A 21,330-nucleotide genomic window follows, 5' to 3' on the forward strand; every position below is an offset into this window, starting at 1 on the left:
CGGGAGTACGCAGACACAGCACCGTCCGGCCTTTCGTGCTCGCAGATGCGGCAGCTAGGGTGAGCCGGTGACGATGTTCCGGATCGGTGAGGCGGCCGACCTGCTCGGCGTCAGCAGCGACACCATTCGCCGCTGGGTCGATGCCGGGCGGCTGACGGCCGGGCGCGACGAGCACGGCCACCGGGTGATCGACGGGGTCGATCTGGCCGCGTTCGCCCGCGCCCAGGCCGCCGACCCGGACGCGGGCGCCGAGTTCTCCTCAGCCCGCAACCGGCTGCGCGGCATCGTCGTCGACGTCCGCAAGGACACGGTGATGGCCCAGGTCGACATCCAGGCCGGCCCGTTCCGCGTCGTGTCGCTGATGAGCCGGGAAGCGGTCGACGAGCTCGATCTGCGGGTCGGCTCGATGGCCGTCGCGGTGATCAAGTCGACCACGGTCGTGGTGGAGCGGGCCGCACCCGCCCCGAGCAGGGGAAGGTCGGGCGGATGAGCGCGCGGGCGACGCGTACGGCGATGGCCGTGGTCATGGCGTTGACCGTCGCCGGCTGCGGCGCGGGCGACGACCGGGCCTCCGGCGGCGCCGCGGACGGCCGGGGCACCGGCGCGGTGACGGTGTTCGCGGCCGCCTCGCTGACCGAGTCGTTCCGCCGGATCGGCAAGGACTTCGAGGCCGCCAATCCCGGCAGCACCGTGACCCTCAACGTCGCGGGCAGCTCAGCCCTGGCCAACCAGATCAACCAGGGTGCGCCGGCGGACGTGTTCGCCTCCGCCGCCCCGGCGAACATGGCCACGGTCACCGAGGCGGGCAACGCCGACGGCACACCGACCACCTTCGCCCGCAACCAGTTGGTCATCGCGGTGCCCCGGGGCAACCCGGGAGGCGTGACCGGGCTGGCCGACCTGAGCAGGCCCGGCGTGAAGGTGGCGCTCTGCGCCAACCAGGTGCCCTGCGGTGCGGCGGCCCGCACCGCCCTGGACACGGCCGGCGTCGCGCTGACGCCGGTCACCCTGGAGCAGGACGTCAAGGGTGCGCTCGCCAAGGTGAAGCTCGGTGAGGTCGACGCGGCCCTGGTCTACCGCACCGACGCGCGAGCGGCGAGCGCCGACGTGACCGGGGTGGAGTTTCCCGAGTCGGCGCGGGCGGTCAACGACTACCCGATCGTCGCGCTGAAGGACGCGCCGAATCCGGCCGGCGCGAAGGCCTTCGTCGCGTACGTCCGCTCGGCGCCGGCGCAGGCGGTCCTCGCCGAGGCCGGTTTCCAGGCGCCATGAGCCAGCTCCTTGAGCACGCCGCGCCCCGACGGCGGGGGCGGGTGCCGATCGCGCTGCTGATCCCCGCCGGGTTGGGGCTGCTCTTCCTCGTCCTGCCGTTGGCCGGGCTGGTGATCCGGGCGCCGTGGACCACGCTGCCGCAGCGGCTCACCGAGCCGGGCGCGCTGACCGCTCTGCGGCTGTCGGTGCAGACCGCGACCCTGGCCACCGTGCTCTGCCTGCTGCTCGGGGTGCCCCTCGCCTGGGTGCTGGCCCGGGTCGAGTTCCCCGGCCGTCGACTGGTCCGCGCGCTGGTCACCGTGCCGCTGGTGCTGCCGCCGGTGGTCGGCGGGGTGGCGCTGTTGCTGGTCTTCGGTCGGCGTGGGCTGCTCGGCGGCTGGCTCGACGCCACGTTCGGCGTCACCCTGCCGTTCACCACCACGGGTGTCGTGTTGGCCGAGTCGTTCGTGGCCATGCCGTTCCTGGTCATCGCCGTGGAGGGTGCGCTGCGCGCCGCCGACCACCGCTTCGAGGAGGCCGCCGCGACGCTGGGCGCGAGCCGATGGGCCACCTTCACCCATGTCACGCTGCCCCTGGTGGCGCCCGGGTTGGCGGCCGGCGCGGTGCTCTGCTGGGCCCGGGCCCTCGGCGAGTTCGGCGCCACCATCACCTTCGCGGGCAACTATCCCGGGCGTACGCAGACCATGCCGCTGGCCGTCTACCTGGCGTTGGAGACCGACCTGGAGTCCGCGATCGTGCTCAGTCTGGTGCTGCTCGTCGTGTCGGTGGGCATCCTGGTGGCGTTGCGCGACCGGTGGATGAGCAGCGCATGAGCGGTGCACTGCTGGACGCCCGGCTCGTCGTCGACCGGGGCGCCTTCCGACTCGACGTGCCGCTGCGGGTCGCGCCCGGCGAGGTGGTCGCGTTGCTCGGCCCGAACGGCGCCGGCAAGACCACCGCGCTGCGCGCGCTGGCGGGGCTGCATCCGCTCACCGCCGGTCACGTCACCCTCGACGCCATCGACCTGGACCGCCCGGCGACGCGCGGCTGGGTGCCCACCGAGCGCCGGCCGATCGGTGTGGTCTTCCAGGACTACCTGCTGTTTCCCCATCTCAGCGCACTGGACAACGTGGCCTTCGGGCCTCGCCGGCACGGCGTCGACCGGAAGACCGCCCGGGCCACGGCCCGGCACTGGCTCGACCGGGTGGGGCTGGACGCCCAGGCGCACCGCCGCCCCCGACAGCTCTCCGGTGGTCAGGCGCAGCGGGTGGCGTTGGCTCGCGCGTTGGCCGTCGCGCCATCGCTGCTGCTGCTGGACGAGCCGCTCGCCGCGCTGGACGCCCGCACCCGACTGGACACCCGCGCGGAGCTGCACCGCCATCTGTCCGCGCACCCGGGCGCGACGGTGCTGGTCACCCACGACCCGCTGGACGCCCTCGCGCTGGCCGACCGACTGGTCATCGTCGAGGGTGGTCGCGTGGTGCAGGAGGGTGACGGGCCGAGCGTCACCGCCCGCCCGCGCACCGACTACGTCGCCCGGCTGGTCGGGCTCAACCTGTACCGGGGCAGGGCCGAAGGGCACGGGGTACGCGTCGCGCCGGACCTGAACCTCACCGTCGCCGACCGGTTGGACGGCGAGGCCTTCGTGGCGTTCCGTCCGGCGGCGGTGGCCCTGCACCCGTCCCGACCGGAGGGCAGCCCGCGCAACACCTGGGCGGGGACGGTGGCCGGCGTCCAGCGACACGGCGACAACCTCCGGGTGCAGCTGGACGGGCCGATCGGGGTGGCCGCCGACGTCACGCCGGCCGCCGCCGCCCAGCTGCGACTGATTCCCGGCCAGCGGGTCTGGGTGGCGGTCAAGGCGGCCGAGACGCACGCCTACCCGGCCACCGGCTGACTGCCGGGCCACCAGCCCGCCCGGCTCATGAGGACACGGACGACGAGCCAGCCGCGACGCTGGTGGGCCCGCTGTCGTTTCGTCCAGGACGGCCACCGCGGTCGCCATCTAGCCTGGACCCGGCAGCTCACCCGAGCATGAGGAGACAGCACAATGCGCAACCTGGTCTACACCGGTTTCATGTCGCTGGACGGCGTCGTGGACTCGCCCGGCGGCGGGCCGTCAGAGGAGCACCGCAGCGGTGGGTGGGTGTTCAAGGACCTCGAGTTCGTCCCGGAAGCCTGGTCGCTGAAGGGCGAGGAGCTCGCGGACACGACGGCGTTGATGTTCGGCCGTCGCAGCTACGAGGCGTTCGCGGCGGTCTGGCCCGGCTCCGAGGACCACGCCGACTACAAGGAGCTGCCCAAGTACGTGGTGTCGACCTCGCTGTCCGACGACGCCATCGTCGACGGTTGGGGGCCGACCACGATCCTGCGCTCGACGGAGGACGTCGCCGCGCTCAAGGAGGGCGAAGGCGGCGCGATCTTCATCCACGGGAGCGCGGAGCTGGCTCGGCGGCTGTCCGACGCGGGCCTGATCGACCAGTACAACCTGCTCGTCTTCCCCGTGCTGCTCGGTGCCGGCAAGAGCCTGTTCGGCCGGGCCGACCGGGACAAGCACATGCTGACGCTGCGGGAATCGGAGAGCTACCCGAACGGGATCCTCAAGCTGGTCTACGACGTCAAGCGGTGATCCAGGTCGAGGGCGATCGCGCCGCTGGCCCGGTCGCGCAGCTGCCGGGCGGTGCGGTCGACGGAGGAGCGCCGTGATGGAGCAGGGCACGCGTGAGGAGGTGCTCGGCCGGCTGGCCGAGGCCGTCGGGTCCGTGACGGTCGCACACCCGACGCGGGTGGCCGTCGACGGACCGCCCGCGGCCGGCAAGACCACCCTCGCCGACGAGCTGGCCGTCGTCCTGCGAGCACAGGGTCGCGACGTCATCCGGGCGACGATCGACGATTTTCTCTTTCCCCGGGCACAGCGCTATCCGCGCGGCGAGTTCTCGGCCGAAGGCTGCTACTTCGACACGCACGACCACGGCGCGCTGAACCGGGTTCTGCTGGATCCGCTCGGGCCGAGCGGAGATCGACGCTTCCAACCCGCGGTCTACGACCACACCACAGACGCTGTGCTGGCCCCGCCGGTCACGACTGCCGCAGCCGACGCCGTGCTGCTCTTCGACGGCGTCTTCCTCATGCGCCCGGAACTGATCGACCGGTGGGACCTGCGCGTCTTCGTGTCGACCGCGCTCGAATCGACAGTGGAACGTGCCGTGATCCGGGAGCGTCGGGTGTCGTCACAGGTCGACGTCGAGCGGCGCTGGCGGGAGCGTTACATCCCCGCCCAGCAGCTCTATTTCGCCACCGCCCGACCGACCGATCACGCCGACATCATCGTGCACAACGACGAGCCCCGACGGCCGCTCTGGGAGACCCGGGCACACTGACCGTGCTCCGGGTCCGGATGCCTGGAGACGCCGAACTGCCCGCCGTCAACCGGGCGGCGCGGAGGCGGTCAGTCGGTGAGCAGGTCGTGGTGTGCGGCGCGCAGCCGGGCCAGCGCCGGGTCGCTGCCGGGGACGACCCGGCGATCCAGCTCGGCCCACACCTCGGCCAGCGCCACGCGGACCGCACTCAGCTCGGCGGCGTGCCGCTGGCTGCTGCGTCGGTGCTGCTCGTCGAGGCGCCGGGCCCAGCCGGCGGTGACCGTGGCAAGCCGGTCGGCGTCGGCGCGGGCCTGCGCGGCGCTGCGGGCGGCGGAGGCGGGGACGATCGCGGCGACCGGGCGGGGATCGCCGTCGCGGGTGACGACGGTGACCGCGTCGGTCAGCTCGGCCAGCGCGACGAGCTGGCTGAACCGGGTGCGCGCCTCACGCAGCGGCACGGAACGCGGCGGGTCGGGATGAGGGGTGAGCGCGGGGACGGCCATGGATGCATGGTGTCGCCCGGGTACGACAGATTTGCGTCGTCAGTGGACGGTGGTCGGCGATCCGCTCGCTCCGGCCAGCCACTCGTCGGCCAGCACCGACCAGACTTCGAGGTCGATTCGTCCCTGCGAGCCGGGGATGACCTGGCGCAGCGTGCCGTCCAGGCGCAGGCCGAGTCGACGGGCGAGTGCCTTGCTGCGGGTGTTGTCGGCGTTGGTCCGCCACTCCACCCGCTGGATGCCGCGCTCGCGCACCGCCCAGTCGACGATCCGGCGGACCGCCGGCGCCACCATGCCCTTTCCCTCGGCTGCCGGCTCCACCCAGCAGCCGACCTCGCAGACACCCCGGGTCACGTCGAACGACACGAGCATGACCCCGCCGACCAGCGTGCCGCGCCACCACAGCCCCCAGATGCCGCCGCTGTCGCTGGCCCACCGGTCGGCGTACCGCTGCAACACCGCACGGGCCGACGCCAGATCGGTGGCCACGAAGGTCGGCGACACCCAGGGCTGGATGTGCTCCCGGGCCCGGTCGAGATTGGCGAGGAACTCCTCGGCAAGCCAAGGGTCCAGCGGGCGCAGCTCGACCTCCTCGGTCAGCGGCAGGGCGAACACCGGGCCTCCCCGAAGGTGCGCTGGCAACGACGGGTAGCAGACTCGCACAGGGCCGCAGGCCGGCTGCGGGCCGGGGCCGCTCACTCCGGCAGGTGGGTACGCAGGGCGGCGAACTGGGCCACTGTCAGGTAGGAGGGGTTGGCGGCCTGCGGTTGACGGAACACCTCCAGGTCGGCGAGTCGGTCATCGGCGCGCAACACCATGCGGGGCACCCGGTCGCCGGCGGCGAGGATGGGCAGGTCCAGTGGCACCGACCAGGGCTGGCCCCCAGCGCCTGGCTCGGCCACCCCGGTGACCCGTCCGACACCCCACACCCCGTACGGCAGTCGGGCACGGCTGCCGCTGGCCCAGAAGACCACCGGCTGCCCGGCGCGCATGAGCCGCGCCCGATAGCCGGGGCGTACGCACCAGCTCGTCACCAGTGGCTCGGCGGCGAACCGGGCGGTGAGGTCGACCATGTCGGCGTTGCCCTTGATCAGCCAGGCGCCCAGGTCGTCGAGGCGCACCCGTGGCTCGGTCATCCGCTCATCCTGCCCAGCAGACGGCCACCCCAATCAGATGATCATGTGGGTCCAGTAGCTGAGCCAGAGCACGAACAGGGCGCCCTGCACGACGGCGAGCGTCGCGGTCAGCCACACGTCGACGCTCGCGCGGCGGGCCCAGCGCGCCAGCACCAGAGCCACCGGGAAGGCGGCGAGCAGGTAGCGCAGCAGACTCTTGTACACCGCCGGGCCCATCGACAGGGGCACCAGCACCATGAGTACGCCGTACACCAGGTAGGGCAGTTCCCGGCGGCGGAACCCGGCGACCAGCACCGCCAACACGGCCACCGCGAACCACAGCCGCGCGGCGTCGCGTGGTTCCCCGGCCAGCCCGTGCAGCAGCACCGGCACCGGGTTCTGCACCCTGATTCCCCAGCCGGTCTCCTGGGCGTGCTGGTAGGCGAACCAGTCCCCGCCGCGCCACCGGCAGTACGCCATGAAGGTGAACCAACCGGCGGGCAGCAGCAGCAACGGCCAGCCGATCCGCAGGTAGCCGAGCAGGGCGCGCGGGCCGAGCCGCCAGTCGTGCTGGCGGAGCAGCACCAGGGCCAGCGGCAGCGCCACGAGCAGCCCGACGGAGCGGCTCATCGCCAGGAAGTAGCCGAGCACGCCGACCAGCAACCAGCGGCGCCGCTCGGCGTAGTAGAACGCGGCCAGCGCGAGACAGACGAACAGCGACTCGGTCAGTGCCGCCTGGAACAGGAACGCGGTCGGCAGCAGCACCAGGTACCGGGTGAACCGGCGGGCCGCGCCCGCGTCGCCGAGCAGGAGTTCGGCCAGCCGGTAGCCATACCAGAGCGCCAGCAGGAACGCCACGTTGCTGATCACCAGCAGGGCCAGCGCGTTGTCGCCGCCGAGCACCGCGCCGAGCGGCCGGGCCAGGAACGGGTACAGCAGCGGGAACCCGAAGTCCCGCCACGGCCCGGTCAGCGGCAGCTCGCTCAGCCGCAGGTAGAGCAGAGCGTCCCAGGCGAACCAGAAGGAGATCCACCGGTGCCCGGAGATCTCCCGCTGTTGCGCCCACATCAGCGCCTCGTCCGGCGGTGGTGCCCCGGGGATGCCGTCCCAGGCGTGCAGGGCCAGCAGCCCGAGCAGGGTCAGCAGCACCTTCGCGCCGAGGAACAGACCGATGACGTACGCCCAGGGCTCCGGCACCCGGCGAGCCAGGCGGGCCGCGCCGCGGCCGGCCGTGGCCGTGCGGGCGGCCAGCGCCGCCGCGCCGCTGCGCCACCGGTGCATCCGCCCCCGCTCCCCCACCTCCGTCGGCCCGCCCGCCGCCGCGCGGGGTGTCGCCCTTCTCGTTGTACGCCGCCGCACGCCGCACCGGAGCGAAAATGAACCACCATCAAGGGTGACATTACGCGCAGAACGGGTACGCGCCGCGCCTCAACCATGACGGTGGGCAGGGAGCGCGGCAGCATGAGCGAGCAGCACGGCACGGTGATCATCGGTGCGGGGCCGGCAGGGCTCACTGCGGCGTACGAGCTGCTGAGACACGGCCTGCCGGTGCAGGTGTTCGAGGCGGACGAGGTGGTCGGCGGGATCAGCCGGACCGTGGAGCGCGACGGGTGGCGGTTCGACATCGGCGGGCACCGGTTCTTCACGAAGGTGCCCCGGGTGGAGTCGTTCTGGCACGAGATCCTGCCCGACGAGGACTTCCTGACCCGACCCCGGATGAGCCGGATCTTCTACCGGGGCGCGCTGTTCAACTACCCGCTCAGCGCCATGAACGCCCTGCGCAACCTGGGGCTGCCCGAGGCGGCCCGCTGCCTCGGTTCGTACGCCCGGGCCCGCCTGCGCCCGCCGAAAGATCAGTCGCACTTCGAGGGCTGGGTGTCGGCCCGGTTCGGCTGGCGGCTGTACTCGATCTTCTTCAAGACGTACACCGAGAAGGTGTGGGGAATGCCGGCCGACCGGTTGCAGGCCGACTGGGCCGCGCAGCGGATCAAGAATCTGTCGCTGGCCACGGCGATCCGCAACGCGCTGCTGCCCAGCCGCCGGCGCACGGACGTGACCAGCCTGATCGAGGAGTTCCAGTACCCGAAGTACGGGCCGGGGATGATGTGGGAACGCTGCGCCGAGGAGGTCCGCAAGCGTGGCGGACAGCTGTCGACCGGCACCTGGGTGACCGCCGTGCACCGCGACCCGAAGCGACGGCGGGCGATCAGCGTGACGGTCGACGGCGCGGGCGGGCAGCGTACCCAACCGGCCGACGACGTGATCTCGTCGATGCCGATCTCGGAGCTGGTGTCCGCGATGCGTCCGCCGGCACCGCCGGAGGTGCTGGCCTGCGCCGCCGACCTGCGTTACCGCGACTTCCTGACGGTCGCGCTGGTGGTGCCGGCGGAGTTCTCGTTCCCCGACAACTGGATCTACGTGCACGACCCGGGAGTGCGGGTGGGCCGGATCCAGAACTTCGGCTCCTGGTCGCCGTACCTCGTCAAGGACGGGCGCACCTGCCTCGGGCTGGAGTACTTCGTGTTCGAGGACGACGAGATGTGGCGTACCCCGGATGCCGACCTCGTGGCGTTGGCGACCGCGGAGCTGGAGCGGTTGGGGTTGGTCCGACCCGGTGTGGTGGAGGCCGGCTACGTCGTGCGCATGCCGAAGGCCTACCCGGTGTACGACGAGCGCTACCAGCACAACGTGGACGTCATCCGTGCCTGGCTGGCCGAGGCGGTGCTGAACGTGCACCCGGTGGGCCGCAACGGCATGCACCGCTACAACAACCAGGACCACTCGATGCTGACCGCGATGCTCACGGCCGAGAACATCGCCACCGGCAGTACCCATGACGTCTGGTCGGTCAACGTCGAGCAGGACTACCACGAGGAGTCCTCCGGCGGCGACGGTCGACGGGGCACGGGCCGGGACGCGCCGGTGGTGCCCAGCCGGATCATCGCGGCTCCGATCAATGCGCCCGAGGGTGTCGGCGCCGCGGGGAGTGGCGATCGACCCAGGCAGGTGCCGCTGGGCTGACGCCACCGGACCCTGCGCCGCGCCACACATCGGCGATCCCGACGGCAGTTCAGCGATGTTGAAGCAGGCCTCGCTCGGCCATGTGGGCTCGCAATGTCTCGGCATCCTCGGCCGACATCAACCAGCGTGGGATCACGGTGGCCGGCATCCGGCCGACGTACACGATCCAGAAGTCCGGAGTGTCCCTGACCTGGGCGACCCCGTCCCAGGCGATGCCGCCGGACTCCGAGCCGCTACGCATCATGATGTTGGCATCGGTGATGTCGTAGGCGCCCTCGACGGCATAGCCACTGGAACGGCGTCGGGCGCGCAACCGCACCCAGGGCCAGTAGAGCATCGACAGCACGCCACCCACGATCAGCGTCACCCACAGCGGCGAGATCTGCTCGCCCCACGAGAACCCCCGCGACAGTGCCAGACCGATCGCTCCGACCGCCGCCAGCGTCGCACCGATGTAGCTGAACCTGCGCAGCCGAACACTGGCGAGCGCAGCGGCCACCCGGCCCGGGTAGGCGGGATCGGCGGGGACGTCGAATCGGATGTGCACGTCAGAACGATAGTGCCCCGAACCACGTCCGGGTCTGGCGGACACCGAACGCCGGTGCTGGCCGGGATGCTGTGACATATCGCCCACAGCCAGGGCCACCGAAGCCGACAGCCGGTACCTACAGTCGGGCCATGAGCACCGACGAAGGCGCGCGGGCCTGGCTCCGCCGGCACGGAGCGGAGTTCGAATGCGGCAGTGCGGCTCAACGTCGGCCGCTCGTGGACCTGAGCGTGCGGCCGTGACATCGATGACACACACCGGCGTACGCGTGCGAGCCGTCTACCCCGGCAGCTTTGATCCCTTCACTCCCGGGCATGCGAACGTGGTGAACCGGGCACGCGGCCTGTTCGACGAGGTGATCGTGCTCGTCGCGGTCAACGGCACCAAGCATCCGACGATCAACGAGCAGGAGCGAGCGGCCGCCGTTCGGGCTATCCTGCCGGTGGAGTGGACCTCCGTCACCGTTGTGGCCTGGAGTGGATTGACCTCCGCCTACTGCCGAAGCCACGACGTGGGGGTGATCGTCCGCGGCGTGCGCAACACCACCGACCTTCAGGCCGAGTGTCAGCTCGCCGCGATGAACCAGTCGCTGGGCGTCCCCACGGTATTTCTGCCCGCGCGGCCCGAACTGGCCGCGGTGTCCTCCACCGCGGTGCGGGCGCTGGGGCCGTTGCCCCCCGTCCACGCGGCCGTAGGCAGCGAGACATCGGCGAACCTCAGGCATCACGGCAGGTGCGTGCAGTGGGCCACCGTGGCGTCGTCCGGGGCCTGAGCGGCGGCGGCACCGAGGCCAGCGGCTTCGGCCTGCCGGGCGCGGCGGATGACACCGGATGGGCCGTCGGCGGCGAGCAGTGCCAGGACGCCCGGCCAGTCGGTGAGGCCGTACGGGCTGACGATACGGCTGGCACCGTTGCTGAGCAGCGCGGCACCGTTCAGGTCGGCGAGGGACCGGCTGCCGGTCACCGCCTCCCGGGCCGCGCGCGGGTCGTCCTTGGCGATCCAGTAGCCGCCGACCTGGTTTCGGCGGGCCCGCAGCGCCTCGGCGCAGGAGTCGCGGACGCGGTCGTACTCCAGGGTTCCCGGCGCAATGCCGTCCAGGGGCGCCGAGCAGCCACGCCGGGCGGTGACCTCACGGTCGTCGGTGATCACCTGAGGGCCGCCGTGGGCCGGGTCGAGGATGAGGAACGAGTCCGCGAGCAGCAGATAGTCAAGGCGGCCCCGGTACGCGCGCACCACCGCGACGGTGGCCTGCGGGCTGCGCGGGTCCCCGATGTCGCAGGTGTCGCCGTGCGCGGCGGCTATCTCGCCGATGGCCGTGGCGAGGACAGCCGTGAGGTCCTGCCCGTCGTCGCGCGACAGGTGGCCGAGCAGTGCTCCGCCGAGCCGCTGCGTGTACCAGGCGACCCCGTGGAAGCAGAGCGATTCGGCCCCAGGGATGCCGGCACCGTCGAGCAGGACGACAGCGCCGGGAACCGCACCGACGAAGTCCTCGTTCGACCGACCGGCCCGACCGGCGCTCGTCGCCAGGCTGACCTGCACTCGTGCGCTCCTGTCTGTTGGCGGGAGTGACTCAGAGGTATATCGCTCGACGACACACGTCGCGTCGGCGAGCCGCCGGCCGCAGAGAAGCGGAGGGTCACGTTCGGGGTCGCCGGTGATGCCGTCCAGGACGGTGGTCAGGTTGTGGTGGAAGGTCGCCTCGGCATTGAGGTGGGCGACGTCGATGACGAGTCGGGCCACGGCGGGGTACGTGCCAGTCTTCAACATACGGGTGAGGTAGGGGCCGAGGCTGGCCTGTAAGGCGGCTTCATCGGTGCCGGTGGAGCGGGCGGTGCGCCGCTCGGCCCACTACCGTACGGTGTATCCACCAATACGGTGCACGGTAGCGGCGTGAGAACACGAATCGCGATCGCCGGTACGGGCTTTGTCCTATGTGGCAACACTCGTGGAGCTGAGCGTCGAGGACGCCGACCGGCGTCATTCCGATCTCGCCGAGCTGGTCGGCCCCGGGAACCTGCGGTGCGTCGGCGTGAACCAGTCCTGGCAGCGCAACGCCTCGGCGACTGCAGCCTCCGAATCGGGATCTCGCTGCACGGAGGACCAACCCCTCGACACGTACCGCAGTAAGCGCGCCCTGTTCGACATGTTCGCTGGCTGGATCCCCCTTCCTCACCGACCTCATCGAGGCCGCCGAAGGCGTGCCGACGCCGCGCCTGATCGAGGCGATGCCCACCGGTACGTGCTGGCCAACCGGCCGGGCGTCACCCTCATCGGCGACGCCGCGCACCTCATGCCACCGGTCGGCGAGGGCGCCAACCAGGCCATGCTGGACGCCGCAGAATTCGCCGGCCAGCTTGCTGATGTGTGCACCAACAAGTTTTCACCATGAACGGCGGATCTTGACGTATTCAAAGATGGTCGAAGAACCGAGTAGACCACGTCTCATTGACCGTCGGGCCGAAGACCCATCCGTTAGGCCCGTCGTACGGCGCGGCGAGGATGTGCTCGGGCACGATGAGGTAACCGAGTTCGGCGAGTGCCTGCTCGATCCGTTGCCGGTCGTCGGGGTGCAGGAATGGTTTGTGCTCGCTCGGATTGGAAGCACCGTAGGTGGCGAGGTCACCAAACTTGCTCACACTCACGGTCAAGGACAGCGGAACCCGCGTGCGCTTCGTACGACTGCGGCTGGCCTCGGCGGGAATCCAGATGCTGCCGAAACAGGCGGAGTCCTGGGCCAACCCCGAGTCGCACGTACAGCCGTAGGCCTCGCCCAACCGCCCTGCGAGCCGGTCAAACCGGCCCTGGGCCGCAGCGTGGTCGAAGTCCCGTGGCACCTCCAGACCATCACCGTCACCTCGGGCCACCCGCTCGTGCAACGCCGCCCGCATCGGCTCCGGCATGACGCCCTCCACCATGGCCCGGAGAACCGACTCCCGCCCGATGCCGCCCTCCACCGGCGCGACCGGCTCGTCCAGCGCCCGGAGTATCGACCACCAATCCGCGTCCACCATCGTCACGCGTGCACCTTAAGCGGCGGGCTACGGAGCAACCAACCGGTTTGGGCCCGCCGACCCACGACTGACGGGCACCGCGACACCGTTACAGTAGCTGCGGTTCGGGACATGGCGGGAGCGTGGGGATGAGCCTCGATATCTCAGTGTGGATACCGGACGGCGACGCCTACGCCGGTCGGGACGTTGTCGTTGATCCGCCGGGCACCAGCACTGGGGTAGGAGCTGAAGGTCTTCGTTATGAGCTGTGGGGTTCGGCAGCCGTTCGGCGTCTCGGCGCGACGTTCCTGCCGCAACTTGCCGACATCACGGTCGACAACCGTGGGCATCTTCAGGTCTCGCCCGGCCAGCTCGACGCCTTCGAGCAGGAGTGCGTACTCCTGGCAGAGACCGTCGAGCAACTATCCGCCGCGACTGGATACGACGTAGACCGCATCCTCCATTACCTGGTCAACATGCGGCACGCGGTGGAGCGCGCCAAGGCGATACACGGCGGCATCATCATCTGGTAGCGGCATCAGGTCATCCGGTCCAGGATCTGCCGCATCTGATCGACCGGCAGGGCCGCGTTGGCTGCGGCTGCCTCGGCCAGTTCAGGATCATCCAGAAGTGCGACGATTCGCGGAGCCGGGAGGCGTGGGCTGCCGGCCATCGCCTGCCGCACGGTGACGCTCGGGTCGGTGCTCAACCGGTCGACGAGTTCGTACGCCGACACCGACTGGGTTAAGGGCTTGCCCCGGGTCCGGAAGACCCCAGCCTGTACGACCGGTCAGGGTTTGCGGGCCACCGCGCCGTAGATCGAGGCGTCGGCCAGCGCTGGCCGCTGCTCCGGCGGCACCTGCGGGCGCCACTCGGTGACCGGCACGATGCCCGGCTCGGCCAGCTCCAGGCCGGTGAAGAAGCGGGCGAACTCCGCACGGTCGCGGGGCACGGCGTCCTGCTTCATCCGGCCGGAGGCGAACTCGGCGTACATCCGCTCGACGATCTGGGTGGGGATGTGGTCGGTGGTGAAGTGGGTCAGCGCCAGCCAACTGCCTGACGGCAGCGCGTCGAGCAGCCGGCCGACGTGCTCGTGTGGGCGGTCGTCCTCGGTCAGGAAGTGCGTCACGGCGATCAGCACCAGGCCCACCGGCTGGGACAGGTCAAGTGTGGTGTGCAGTTGCGGGTCGGCGAGGATCTTCTCCGGGTCACGCAGGTCCGCGTCGAGGTAGGCGGTGGCGCCGGCCGGGTCGCTGGTCAACAGCGCCCGAGCGTGGACCAGCACCATCGGGTCGTTGTCGACGTAGACCACCCGGGACTCGGGCACGACAGACTGCGCCACCTCGTGGGTGTTGTCGGCGCTCGGTATGCCGGTGCCGATGTCGAGGAACTGCCGGATGCCGGCCTCCTCGGTGAGGAACCGGACGGCCCGGCCGAGGAAGGCCCGGTTCTCCCGGGCAAGGGTGCGTACTCCCGGGTAGACGGCCGCGATCTGGTCCCCGGACTCCCGGTCGACAGCGAAGTTGTCCTTGCCGCCGAGCCAGTAGTTGTAGCGGCGAGCCGGATGCACCACAGTGGTGTCGATCCGGTCGGCACCCCGACCCTCGGATGATTCCGACGTGGATGGCACCGTCACGAGACCTCCCCAGGTCACCCGGCTGCGTCGCCGTGTGGCACGACGCACGATCTGACCATGGTAGGTGCTGGGCATGGGAGCGAGGGCCCCGTCCGGGCCTCGCCGACCGGCGGCGACACCGCAGGAAACCGCTTACCAGTACGCTATTGACGGTCATCACTGGCTGTCAGTACCGTGATGCGGGCAGCAAGAAAGCGCTTTCCGACCCTCACCGTCCAACAGGGAGCGAGCGCCCCCATGCCCCGACACCTCCGCGCGTTCTGCCTCATCCTGCTCACCATCGCCGCCGTGGTGAGCACCACCACCGCCCTGCCCGCCGAAGCCGCCCCACGCTTCCGGGTGCTGGTCTTCTCCAAGATCACCAACTTCTACCACGACTCGATCCCGGCCGGCATCGCCGCGATCCAGCAGCTCGGCGCCGCCCACAACTTCGAGGTCGTCGCCACCACCGACGCCGCCGCGTTCACCGACGCCAACCTCGCCACGTTCGACGCCCTGGTCTTCAACAACACCAACTCGCTCCCGACCTCGGGCGACCTGCTCAACGCCAGCCAGCGGGCCGCGCTGCAGACGTTCATCCGCAACGGCGGCGGCTGGGCCGGCCTGCACGCCGCCTCGGCCAGCGAGCGTGACTGGCCCTGGTACGAGGGCCTGGTCGGCACGATCTTCGACTATCACCCCGACTTCTCCTCCACCGGCGGCACCTTCCCCGGCCGGGTGAAGGTGCTCGACCGGGCGCACCCCTCCACCCGCAACCTGCCGGAGCTCTGGGAGCAGAGCGAGGAGTGGTACAACTGGCGGACCAACCCGACCGGCAACGTGCACACCCTCGCGCAGATCAAGGTGCGCGACGGGATCAACGGGCTGGACGAGGGCGTCGACCACGCGTACTCCTGGTGTCAGCGCTACGACGGCGGCCGGTCCTGGTTCACCGCCGGCGGGCACGCCAGCTCCCAGTTCAGCAGCGCGACGTTCCTGGAGCACCTGCGCTACGGCATCGAGTGGGCGGCCGGCGCTGTCGCCGGCGACTGCTCGGCCACCAGGACCAGCAACTTCGAGCGGGTGGGGCTGGTCACCGAGAACCTGGCCGACCCGTTCGAGTTGGCCGTCGGCCCGGACCGGAAGGTCTACTACATCCAGCGCACCGGCGCGCTGAAGGTGGTCAACTCCGACACCCTCCAGGTCACCACACTGCTGGACTTCGCGTACACCTCGGCGATGACCGACCAGTCCGACGGGCTGCTCGGGATGACCCTCGACCGCAACTTCGCCAGCAACGGCTGGATCTACCTGCTCTGGTCGGACAAGACCCTCAAACAGCTCAACCTGTCCCGGTTCACTGTCGCCAACAACAGCGTCGCGCTCTCCTCGGAGAAGCGCCTGCTGACCGTCCCCACCTACCGGGGTGAGGGTCGGGCCAACTCGCACATGGGCGGGTCGCTGGCCATGGACGCGGCCGGTCGGCTCTACGCGGCGATCGGCGACAACACCGACCCGTTCGCCTCCAGCGGCTACACGCCCGTCGACGAGCGGGCCGGCCGCGCCGCCTGGGACGCCCAGGGCACCGCCGGCAACACCAACGACCTTCGCGGCAAGATCCTGCGGATCACCCCACAGGCCGACGGTACGTACACAGTGCCGAGCGGCAACCTCTTCCCCGCCGGCACCGCGAAGACCCGCCCGGAGGTCTACGCGATGGGCATGCGCAACCCGTTCCGGATCACCGTCGAGCCGCAGACCAACGCGGTGCTGGTGGCCGACTACGGCCCGGACGCCCGCGCCGCCGATCCCAACCGTGGCCCGGAGGGGACTGTCGAGTTCAACCGGATCACCGGTGCCGGCAACTACGGCTGGCCGTACTGCGTGGGCAACAACATCCCGTTCAACGACTACAACTTCGCCACCAGCACCTCCGGGGCGAAGTTCAACTGCGCCGCGCCGGTCAACAACTCGGGCCTGACCACCCTGCCGGCGTCGAAGTCCGCGCTGGTCTGGTACGCGTACTCGGCCTCCACCCAGTTCCCCGAGGTCGGCACCGGCGGCGGCGGGCCGATGAGCGGCCCGGTCTACGACTACGACCCGGCCAACACCCGCACCACGAAGTTCCCCGAGTACTTCGAGGGCAAGTGGATCACCTATGAGCTGACCCGCAAATGGTTCAAGACGCTGTCGATCCACAAGACGGCGCAGACCTTCAGCAACGCGCGCTTCGGGCCCACCGCCGTGGGTGACCTCCAGTCGATCAACGGGATCTTCGGCAACATGAGCTGGATCCAGCCCTTCGAGGCCGAGTTCGGCCCGGACGGCTCGCTCTACGTCATCGACTTCGGCGAGGGCACCGGCAGCGGGCGCGGCGGCAGCAACGCCGGCGCGGGCATCTACCGCATCGACTACGTCGCCAACGGGCGGCCACCTGCCGTGAAGATCGCCGCCACCCCGGACAGCGGGCGCACCCCACTCGCGGTGACGTTCTCCTCGGCCGGGTCATCCGCCGGTGACGGTTCGGCGCTCAGCTACGCCTGGGACTTCACCAACGACGGCAGCACCGACTCCACAGCGGCCAACCCGAGCCACACCTACTCGACCGCCGGCAGGCACACCGCCCGGCTGACCGTCCGCAACAGCGGCAACGGGTTGACCGCCACCGCGGTCACCGAGGTGGTGGTCGGCAACACCCGGCCCACGGTGACCATCACCGTGCCGGACGGGGGCTTCTTCGACTTCGGCGACAAGATCCCGTACACGGTGACCGTCACCGACCCAGAGGAGACCACCATCGACTGCTCGAAGGTCACCGTGCAGACGCAGCTCGGTCACGACTCGCACGCCCATCCGCTGGACGTCTACACCGGCTGCTCGGGGCTGCTCGCCACCGAGGCCGACGCCGGTGACGGGCACGGGCCAGGGCAGAACCTCTACACCGTGGTCACCGCGCAGTACACCGACGGCGGCGCGGCCGGCGGCGTACCGGCACTGACCGGCTCGACCCGGGCCCAGTTGCAACCCAAGAGCAAGGAGGCCGAGCACTTCACCGCCCAGTCCGGCATCATCGTGAACGACCGGGCGACCGCCCGCGCCGGCAAGCGGCTCGGCGAGGTCGACCACAACGACTGGGTGGCGTACGGGCCGGTGGACCTGCGCAACGTCGGCTCGGTGACGCTCGGGGTGACCAACGGCGGGCTCGGCGGCACCATCGAGCTGCGGACCGGCTCCCCCACCGGCACCCTGGTCGGCGCGGCCACCATCGGCTCGACCGGCGGGTGGGACAACCTGGTGTCGCCCACCGTCACGCTCACCAACAAACCAGTCGGCACCACCACCCTGTACGCGAAGTTCCTCAACGCCGCCCAGGTCGGCGGCACCCCGGACCTGCTGTCGCTGGACTGGTTGCGGTTCAACGGCGCCGGGGTCAAACAGGAACCGGGCGGGACGCTCACCCTCGCGGCCAACCCGGCCAGCGGCACCGCACCGCTGACCACCACACTCACCGCCACCGCGACAGCGCCGTCCGGGCAGAGCATCACCGACTACGCGTGGGACTTCGGTGACAACAGCGCCATCACGCACGGGGCGACGCTGCGGTCGACCGCCCACAGCTATCCCCGCAAGGGGACCTTCACCGCCCGGGTGACGACCACCTACACCAGCGGGGAGACCCGCTCGCTCAACCTGACCGTCACGGTCACCTGATGATCGAGCGGTGGCGGGCAGGGATCGACCTGTCCGCCACCGCTCGGCCGCCAAGACGTCCAGCAGGGCGGCGCGCTCTGCACCGCCCCACGGTCGACTACGGCTACTGCCAGGAACTCTGCTGGGTGTAGACGAGATTGCCGGGAATGACCGCGCCGTCATGGCTGTACTCGGTGTACGCCCAGAAGTCGCCCTCGGGCAGCGGCTTGTTCGGCTTCAGCGTGAAGCTTTGCGTCGCACCACGCTCCGCCGTGGAGGGAAGCGTCAGCGTGGCGCCCGGATACTTCGCGTTTCGGCCGACGATGGCGTGACCGAACTGGAAGTCGACGACCGGACCACCGGGGAACTGTGCGAACACGTACGCGGTGTAGCGCCCCGGCTCGGGCAGAAACTTGTACGCCTGCTCCGCACTGGTCCAGAACCTGTCACTGCTGTAGATGAGGGTGTCCCCCTTGTACAGGTAGAGGTCCAGGTTCGTGTTCGGGTCCTCGGTGTTGGTCTCGACCATGATCCCGGCCGTGTTCGCCGGCACTGTGAAGTCGAACTTCTTCACTCCGGCGGCACCCGGGTCGAACACACCGCCGTAGACACCGGCCGGCATCGAGTACGACGTGCGCTGCATTGGCGTGTAACCGGTGCTGCGACCGGCGAACCGTCCGGTGAAGCCCGGCTGGATCGAGCCGGACGCGCCGCTGGTCATCCGGCCGAATTCTTCCCCGTCGTCACCGTACGGCCGGGGCATGATTCCCCACGGCCGGGCGGCGACCGGGATCCGGGCGCTGTGTGCCTTGCCGCGCCAGCCGATCGACCCGGTCACGTACCGGTCCCAGGGCGCGCTGCCCCGACGCAGCGTGATGGTCACGGTCGCGGACCTGCCGGGCGCCAGCGTCACCGATGCCGGTGTCACGGTGACCTTCATGCCGTTCAGCCCCGACACTGACGAGCGGTAGGTCTCCCGCACCTTGCCCACGTTGGTCAGGGTGCGGGTGAGCGTCACCGGGCCGGTCCCGTCGTACTCGCGCAACGAGATGGCCGGCAGGTTGAGCTCCTTGCCGTCCGGCACGGCCGTCTCGCTGAAGGCGACCAGGTCCGCAGCGGTCGGCTCGATGACCAGACCGGGATCGGTGGCCCCGGCCAGGTTGATGAAACCACTGCCCTGGTCCAGGGGACTGCTGGTGCCGACCGTGTCGGTGGCGGTGGTCCGAAGCGCCGAGGCGACCGCGCCGGGTGACCAGTTCGGATGCGCGGCACGCAGAACCGCCGCCGCTCCGGCCACGTACGGCGAGGCCATCGAGGTGCCCGAGTACGCGTCGTACTGGCGTCCGAAGTTGCCCGCCGGGGAGACCGCGGCGATGATGTCCGAACCGGGCGCGACCAGGTCCGGTTTCAGGACGCCGAGGGTCACCTTGTCCGGGCCGGTGGAGGAGAAGTCCGCGACGCTGGGCACGCCGGGGACGCTGGAGCCGTCGCCGCCAGGGCGCAGGGACACCCGCGCGTCGGTCGGGTGACGCATCAGGTAGTTGAACAGCGTGCCGGCCTGCTTCTCGGTCGGCAGGTAGACGACCGGGAAGTTGAAGATCGAGTTGATCCGGTAGTTGCCGACCGGGTCGAAGACCACCATCCCCGCGCCGCCCTTGGCCTTGATCTCGGCGGCGGATCCGAACGTGTCGGACAGCGCGCAGGCGACCACCTTGCCCTTGATCTTGGCGGGGTCGAGGCTGCCCGGTTCGCAGTAGACCGCGCCCAGGTCCGGCGCCCCGGCCTGCTCGCCGAAGACCATCTGCCGTGAGTCGCCACCGGGCAGTGCGTCCAGCGAGCCGCCCACGAGCTTCGTGCCGTCGCCCAGCTTGACGGTGGCCTCGTCGAGGTTCGTCACCGCCGCGCCGACCGTGGTCACCCACGGTGCCGCGTTGCTGATCGCCCCGCTCACGATGCCGGTGTTGCCGGCCGAAGCCGCCACGAAGACTCCGGCCAGCGTGGCGTTGAGGAAGGCGATGCCGATGGGGGTGTTGGCCTCCCAGTCGCCGAGGTCGGAACCGATCGAGAAGTTGAGAACCTGCACGCCGTCGGCGACGGCCGCGTCGATGCCGGCGATGATGTCGGCGTCGTAGCCCATGCCGCCCCAGAGCACCTTGTAGACGGCGATTTGGGCGTCCGGCGCCACCCCGGAGACGGGACCGAAGCGCCGACCGTCGATGGTGACGTCCGAGACCGGCAGGCCGGCCGCCGTGGACGCGGTGTGCGTGCCGTGCCCGGACATGTCGCGGGGAGACAACACCTCGCCCTCGGGCACCGAGCCGCCGCCGGCGAGCCACGTGTCGGCGAAGTAGCGGGCACCGACGATCTTGCCGTTGCAGTGCTCGGCCACGAAGGCCACGCCGGTCTGGCAGGTGCCACGCCAGGTCGCGGGGGCGGACATCTTCTTGGCGAACGACGCGCTCTCCGGCCAGATCCCGGTGTCCAGGACGCCGATCACCATGCCCGTACCGGTGCCGGGGCCGGGCTTGACCGGTTTGCCGGCAGAACCCCCCGCCGGGGGTTGGTCCGGCGCGGCCGGGGCGGTGGCTGCCGGAGCGCCGGGGGTCGGCGCGGTCGACGGCGCGGTGGGCGGCGGGGTCCTGGTGCCGAGGGCCCGCGAGGCGGTGACCGCGCGGACGCGCTTGTCCGCCCGCAACGTGGTTACCTGCTGGGCGGTCAGCTTGGCGGAGAACCCGTTGAAGGCGGTGGCGTACGCGGCGTTGACCTGAATCCCGGCGGCGGCAGCGACGGCGCTGCGCTGCATATCGAGGTGTCCGCGGTAAGCCCGTGCCGGTGCCGACGTGACGTCAAGCCGGTCACCCGCGTCCGGGCGGGTTCGCGCCAGGCCAGACACGCCACCGGCGTACGAGGTCAGGGGCTCCTCGGCCAGTTCCACGATGTACGTGCCCGAACCGGCGGCGTCCACGGCGGCTTGCCGGCTGGCGTCGTTGCGGCCGTCGGGTCGGCGGTCGGCGCCGTCGGTCAGCGTGACTCTTGTGTCGGACCCGGCGGTGAAGTAGCCGGTGGTGCTGTTGCCGCTGCCCGATGGCCCTGTCGGGGCCGCTGATGCCGAGCCCGCGACGCCGGTTGTGCCGGCGATCACGGCGAGGACCAGCGTCGGTATCGCTGATCTTCGCAGCCTGTTCCCGCTCGTGCTGGTAGCCACGAGACTCCTCTCACGTGCTCCCTTGTGGAGCTGTTCT

General features: G+C 70.7%; 21 protein-coding genes. 11 read left to right on the forward strand and 10 right to left on the reverse strand.

The annotated features are described in order from the left end of the window. The first annotated feature begins 67 nt into the window (after positions 1–67). The 6 genes from GA0070619_RS14095 to GA0070619_RS14120 all read left to right on the forward strand — a co-directional run bounded on the left by GA0070619_RS14095 (position 68) and on the right by GA0070619_RS14120 (position 4,631). Entirely contained in the window at positions 68–490 is a 423-nt protein-coding gene (locus GA0070619_RS14095) for a TOBE domain-containing protein (RefSeq protein ID WP_088948486.1), read from the forward strand. Next, positions 487–1,272: a molybdate ABC transporter substrate-binding protein gene (modA, locus tag GA0070619_RS14100; protein WP_197699645.1), complete on the forward strand. Its 786-nt coding sequence runs from the start codon at positions 487–489 to the stop codon at positions 1,270–1,272. Before GA0070619_RS14095 ends, modA begins: the two co-directional genes overlap by 4 nt. Then, positions 1,269–2,084, forward strand: a complete 816-nt coding sequence (locus GA0070619_RS14105) for an ABC transporter permease (RefSeq protein WP_088948488.1) — start codon at positions 1,269–1,271, stop codon at positions 2,082–2,084. The genes modA and GA0070619_RS14105 overlap by 4 nt, the downstream gene beginning before the upstream one ends. Continuing rightward, positions 2,081–3,148 (forward strand): ABC transporter ATP-binding protein, encoded by a 1,068-nt coding sequence (locus GA0070619_RS14110; RefSeq protein ID WP_088948489.1) that lies wholly within the window; start codon positions 2,081–2,083, stop codon positions 3,146–3,148. The genes GA0070619_RS14105 and GA0070619_RS14110 overlap by 4 nt, the downstream gene beginning before the upstream one ends. Before the next feature lie 153 nt (positions 3,149–3,301). After that, entirely contained in the window at positions 3,302–3,880 is a 579-nt protein-coding gene (locus GA0070619_RS14115; protein WP_088948490.1) for a dihydrofolate reductase family protein, read from the forward strand. A 76-nt stretch (positions 3,881–3,956) separates the two neighbouring features. Next, on the forward strand, positions 3,957–4,631 hold the full coding sequence (locus GA0070619_RS14120; protein ID WP_088948491.1) for a nucleoside/nucleotide kinase family protein: 675 nt from the start codon (positions 3,957–3,959) through the stop codon (positions 4,629–4,631). Positions 4,632–4,699: 68 nt separating this feature from the next. On the opposite strand, the gene GA0070619_RS14125 is transcribed toward GA0070619_RS14120, so the two are convergent. From GA0070619_RS14125 to GA0070619_RS14140, 4 genes are all read right to left on the reverse strand, one after another. After that, on the reverse strand, positions 4,700–5,113 hold the full coding sequence (locus GA0070619_RS14125; protein ID WP_088948492.1) for a type II toxin-antitoxin system Phd/YefM family antitoxin: 414 nt from the start codon (positions 5,111–5,113) through the stop codon (positions 4,700–4,702). Between the two features lie 39 nt (positions 5,114–5,152). Beyond that, a complete protein-coding gene (locus GA0070619_RS14130) occupies positions 5,153–5,725 on the reverse strand; it encodes a GNAT family N-acetyltransferase (RefSeq protein WP_088948493.1) in 573 nt (190 codons plus the stop codon). A gap of 80 nt (positions 5,726–5,805) precedes the next feature. Continuing rightward, positions 5,806–6,246 carry a hypothetical protein gene (locus GA0070619_RS14135; protein ID WP_088948494.1) on the reverse strand — a complete coding sequence of 147 codons (441 nt, stop codon included), beginning with the start codon at positions 6,244–6,246 and terminating at the stop codon, positions 5,806–5,808. A gap of 33 nt (positions 6,247–6,279) precedes the next feature. Continuing rightward, positions 6,280–7,506: a hypothetical protein gene (locus tag GA0070619_RS14140; protein ID WP_231927413.1), complete on the reverse strand. Its 1,227-nt coding sequence runs from the start codon at positions 7,504–7,506 to the stop codon at positions 6,280–6,282. A 180-nt stretch (positions 7,507–7,686) separates the two neighbouring features. Between GA0070619_RS14140 and GA0070619_RS14145 the strand changes: the two genes are divergently transcribed. Further along, the gene (locus GA0070619_RS14145) at positions 7,687–9,246 is read left to right on the forward strand and encodes an NAD(P)/FAD-dependent oxidoreductase (protein ID WP_088948495.1); all 1,560 of its coding nucleotides are present in this window, start codon (positions 7,687–7,689) and stop codon (positions 9,244–9,246) included. Positions 9,247–9,295: 49 nt separating this feature from the next. Here the strand turns inward: GA0070619_RS14145 and GA0070619_RS14150 are convergent, their stop codons facing one another. Continuing rightward, on the reverse strand, positions 9,296–9,793 hold the full coding sequence (locus tag GA0070619_RS14150) for a YcxB family protein (RefSeq protein ID WP_088948496.1): 498 nt from the start codon (positions 9,791–9,793) through the stop codon (positions 9,296–9,298). 247 nt (positions 9,794–10,040) lie between these two features. Between GA0070619_RS14150 and coaD the strand changes: the two genes are divergently transcribed. Beyond that, positions 10,041–10,565 carry a pantetheine-phosphate adenylyltransferase gene (gene coaD / locus GA0070619_RS14155; RefSeq protein WP_088948497.1) on the forward strand — a complete coding sequence of 175 codons (525 nt, stop codon included), beginning with the start codon at positions 10,041–10,043 and terminating at the stop codon, positions 10,563–10,565. Here coaD and GA0070619_RS14160 read toward each other — a convergent pair. Continuing rightward, positions 10,517–11,560: a hypothetical protein gene (locus GA0070619_RS14160; protein ID WP_231927414.1), complete on the reverse strand. Its 1,044-nt coding sequence runs from the start codon at positions 11,558–11,560 to the stop codon at positions 10,517–10,519. The genes coaD and GA0070619_RS14160 overlap by 49 nt on opposite strands. Positions 11,561–11,738: 178 nt before the next feature. Between GA0070619_RS14160 and GA0070619_RS32380 the strand changes: the two genes are divergently transcribed. Then, positions 11,739–12,182: an FAD-dependent oxidoreductase gene (locus GA0070619_RS32380; RefSeq protein ID WP_157743996.1), complete on the forward strand. Its 444-nt coding sequence runs from the start codon at positions 11,739–11,741 to the stop codon at positions 12,180–12,182. 19 nt (positions 12,183–12,201) lie between these two features. Here the strand turns inward: GA0070619_RS32380 and GA0070619_RS14165 are convergent, their stop codons facing one another. Then, positions 12,202–12,810, reverse strand: coding sequence for a hypothetical protein (locus GA0070619_RS14165; protein WP_088948498.1), 609 nt, complete (start codon positions 12,808–12,810; stop codon positions 12,202–12,204). A gap of 122 nt (positions 12,811–12,932) precedes the next feature. Between GA0070619_RS14165 and GA0070619_RS14170 the strand changes: the two genes are divergently transcribed. Beyond that, the gene (locus GA0070619_RS14170; RefSeq protein WP_157743997.1) at positions 12,933–13,316 is read left to right on the forward strand and encodes a hypothetical protein; all 384 of its coding nucleotides are present in this window, start codon (positions 12,933–12,935) and stop codon (positions 13,314–13,316) included. Positions 13,317–13,321: 5 nt separating this feature from the next. On the opposite strand, the gene GA0070619_RS14175 is transcribed toward GA0070619_RS14170, so the two are convergent. Together GA0070619_RS14175 and GA0070619_RS14180 are read right to left on the reverse strand one after the other, a co-directional pair. Beyond that, positions 13,322–13,519 carry a hypothetical protein gene (locus tag GA0070619_RS14175; protein ID WP_088948500.1) on the reverse strand — a complete coding sequence of 66 codons (198 nt, stop codon included), beginning with the start codon at positions 13,517–13,519 and terminating at the stop codon, positions 13,322–13,324. 54 nt (positions 13,520–13,573) lie between these two features. Beyond that, a complete protein-coding gene (locus tag GA0070619_RS14180) occupies positions 13,574–14,419 on the reverse strand; it encodes an SAM-dependent methyltransferase (RefSeq protein ID WP_231927415.1) in 846 nt (281 codons plus the stop codon). A 237-nt stretch (positions 14,420–14,656) separates the two neighbouring features. Between GA0070619_RS14180 and GA0070619_RS14185 the strand changes: the two genes are divergently transcribed. After that, positions 14,657–18,109, forward strand: a complete 3,453-nt coding sequence (locus tag GA0070619_RS14185) for a ThuA domain-containing protein (RefSeq protein WP_088948502.1) — start codon at positions 14,657–14,659, stop codon at positions 18,107–18,109. Positions 18,110–18,212: 103 nt separating this feature from the next. On the opposite strand, the gene GA0070619_RS33820 is transcribed toward GA0070619_RS14185, so the two are convergent. After that, positions 18,213–21,230, reverse strand: a complete 3,018-nt coding sequence (locus GA0070619_RS33820; RefSeq protein WP_197699646.1) for a S8 family serine peptidase — start codon at positions 21,228–21,230, stop codon at positions 18,213–18,215. Positions 21,231–21,330: the final 100 nt, after the last annotated feature.

Origin of the sequence: Micromonospora zamorensis (genome assembly GCF_900090275.1) — a bacterium.
GTDB classification, from domain to species: Bacteria; Actinomycetota; Actinomycetes; order Mycobacteriales; family Micromonosporaceae; genus Micromonospora; species Micromonospora zamorensis.